Annotated in this window: 4 protein-coding genes; all 4 read right to left on the bottom strand. The window is 75.2% G+C overall.

Annotated elements, in window-relative coordinates:
* Nucleotides 1–351 (bottom strand): polymer-forming cytoskeletal protein (locus PSR1_RS22975; RefSeq protein ID WP_059439610.1); only part of this gene is annotated, 351 nt, incomplete at its 3' end.
* 3 nt (nucleotides 352–354) lie between these two features.
* The gene (locus tag PSR1_RS22970; protein ID WP_012527618.1) at nucleotides 355–723 is read right to left on the bottom strand and encodes a polymer-forming cytoskeletal protein; all 369 of its coding nucleotides are present in this window, start codon (nucleotides 721–723) and stop codon (nucleotides 355–357) included.
* A 122-nt stretch (nucleotides 724–845) separates the two neighbouring features.
* On the bottom strand, nucleotides 846–1,721 hold the full coding sequence (locus tag PSR1_RS22965; protein WP_059439609.1) for an alpha/beta hydrolase: 876 nt from the start codon (nucleotides 1,719–1,721) through the stop codon (nucleotides 846–848).
* A gap of 32 nt (nucleotides 1,722–1,753) precedes the next feature.
* Nucleotides 1,754–2,134, bottom strand: coding sequence for a hypothetical protein (locus PSR1_RS22960; RefSeq protein ID WP_237758216.1), 381 nt, complete (start codon nucleotides 2,132–2,134; stop codon nucleotides 1,754–1,756).
* Between the last annotated feature and the right edge of the window lie 214 nt (nucleotides 2,135–2,348).

The raw sequence follows: 2,348 nt of genomic DNA, 5'->3' as shown, positions 1-2,348 counted from the left end.
GGCCTCGGGCTCGGCCTCGATCTCCACCTCGCCCATGTCGATGCGGCCGCGGAAGCTGGCGCCGTCCACGATGATGACGCGCGGAGCCTGGATGTCGCCGATCATCCGGCCTTCCCGGGTGATCTCGACCGACTCGGTGGCGGTCACGTTGCCCACGACCGCGCCCGCGATCACGCAGTTGCGGACCTGGACCTCGGCCTTGACCGTGCCGGTGGGCTCGACCACCAGGGTCTTGGTGAGGGTCAGCGTGCCCTCGACGCGGCCGCGGACCGTGAGGTCCTCGTCGCCGTTGAGGGAACCGCTGATGAGGATCGACTCGCCGATGATGGTGCTGCCGTCAGTGGTCGCCACGGCTCACTTCCCCTTGGTTTCGCGGACTTCCATGTCCACGTTGCCCTTGAACAGGGCGCCGTCGGCGATCAGGATGCGCGGCGCGCGGATGTCGCCGACCACCTTGCAGTCGGCCTTCAGCTCGACCTTGTCGCTCGCGTTGATGTTCCCAGTCACCTGGCCCGACACCTCGACGTTCGCCGTCTCGATGTCCGCCTCGATGACGCCCGACGACTCGACGAACAGGCTCTCTCGCAGGCTGATGCGGCCCTTGACGGTGCCCTGGATCACCAGGTCCTCGTCGCCCGAGATCTCGCCGTCGATGACGATCGAGCTTCCGATGACCGTGTGCGCGCCGGCGCGCGACGCCGGGACCTTCTCGATGCCAGCCATGTTCCGCAGCCCTCCACGAGGCTCTGGTGTTCCCCCGACGAACATCGGTTCGTAAGACCCGCGCAGGATAGAGGTCCGTTCGAGGGCCAGTCAACAGGGTGTTCCGCGCACACACGCAGCGTTCAACGCGGCGCGCGCGCCGAGAGCCAGGCGACCGCCTCGGCGATGGGCCGGGCCCGCTCGGCCTCGTTCAGCACCTCGTGTCGGAACCCCCCGTACACCTCGAGCCGCTTGTCGGTGGCCCCCGCCGCCGAGACGAAGGCGCGGGTCGCGTCGAGCCCCACCACGCGGTCGGCGCCGGCCGCGAGCACGAGCAGCGGGGCCGTCCACTCCCCTGCCCGCCGCGCCACCTCGGCCTGCGCGCGCCGCGCCTCCTCGAACCAGCGCGGCGTCGTCACCCGCCCGTAGAGCGGGTCGCGGGCGGTCCAGCGCTGCAGGTCCGGGTCCGAGGTCAGGTCGGCAGGGTCGAGGCCGGACGAGATGGGCAGCCAGGGCACGAGCCGGCCCAGGGTGCGGGCGGCGAGGAGCTTCGCGACCGGCGCGCGGCTGGCGAGCGCGTAGAACGGCGAGGTGAGCACGAACCCGCTCACGAGCCGCCCGCGGCCGCTCAGCCCCCACAGCGTCGCGATCAGCGCGCCCTGGCTGTGCGCCAGCACGAAGAGCCGCTCGCCGGCGACGCCGTCGGCGGCGAGCTTCGCGACCAGCGCGTCGAGGTCGGCGAGGTAGTCGGCGAACGCGTCCACGTGCCAGCGCCGGCCGTCGGACTGGCCGTGGCCGCGGAAGTCGAGCAGCGCCACCTGGAACCCGGCGCGCACCAGCGCAGCGGTGATCCCGGCGTAGCGGCCGCAGTGATCGCCGCCGCCGTGCAGCACCGCCACGGTGGCGCGCGGCGCCGGGGGCGTGAAGCGCTGCCAGTACAGGCGCAGGTGATCGGCCGAGTTGATGAACCCTTCCTCGTGCCTCGCCTCGGCGTCGGACGGGAAGGAGGGGAGCGGCATCGGCGGGACGCTAGCGGCCGGGGGCGGCGGGGTCAAGGCGCGCCCGCGGTGCGTGCCCACGCCCGGACGCGCTCCGCCGCGGCCTCGTCGCCCGCCTCGAGGTACGCGTCCACCAGCCGCCGCCACGGCTCGGGATCCGGCCGCTCGCCGGCGCGCCCCAGCGCCTCCTCGATCCGGATGGCCGCGCGCAGCTCCTCGAGCTCGCGCTCGCGCTCCCCGCGCGCCTCGGCGAGGTCGGCGAGCAGCAGGTGCGCCTGCGACGCCGCCGGGCCGCCCGCGGCGAGCGCCACGGCGCGCCGCGCCTCCCCCTCGGCCAGCTCCTCCTGCCCGGCCCGCGCGAGCGCCTCGGCGAGCGAGGCGTGCAGCTCGGGGCTGGCCTCGTCGTACGCCACCGCGCGCCGGAGCGCCTCCACCGCGGCGCCGTCGTCGCCGGCCCCGCGCGCGCGGCGCGCCTCGAGGTAGTGGGCGATGGCGCGGGGGGCAGATCGTCCGGGCGGCGGCGGGCGGCGGGGCCCCCGGGCCGGCAGCCTCGGGCCGCGCGCCCGCGCCGGCGCACGCGGCGGAGGCGGCGACGAGCAGGGCGGCGAGCGGGAGGGCGGGCGAGCGCATGGCTGCCCGCGAGGCGGG

Origin of the sequence: Anaeromyxobacter sp. PSR-1 (genome assembly GCF_000964525.1) — a bacterium.
In the GTDB taxonomy this organism is placed as follows: domain Bacteria; phylum Myxococcota; class Myxococcia; order Myxococcales; family Anaeromyxobacteraceae; genus Anaeromyxobacter.
The sequence above is the reverse complement of the archived record's forward strand: the minus strand, read 5'-3'. Positions and strand labels throughout refer to the sequence as shown.

Coding starts and splice junctions, on each gene's coding strand:
- PSR1_RS22965 (WP_059439609.1), bottom strand. CDS start 1,721: ATGCCGCTCCCCTCCTTCCCGTCCGACGCCGAGGCGAGGCACGAGGAA.
- PSR1_RS22970 (WP_012527618.1), bottom strand. CDS start 723: ATGGCTGGCATCGAGAAGGTCCCGGCGTCGCGCGCCGGCGCGCACACG.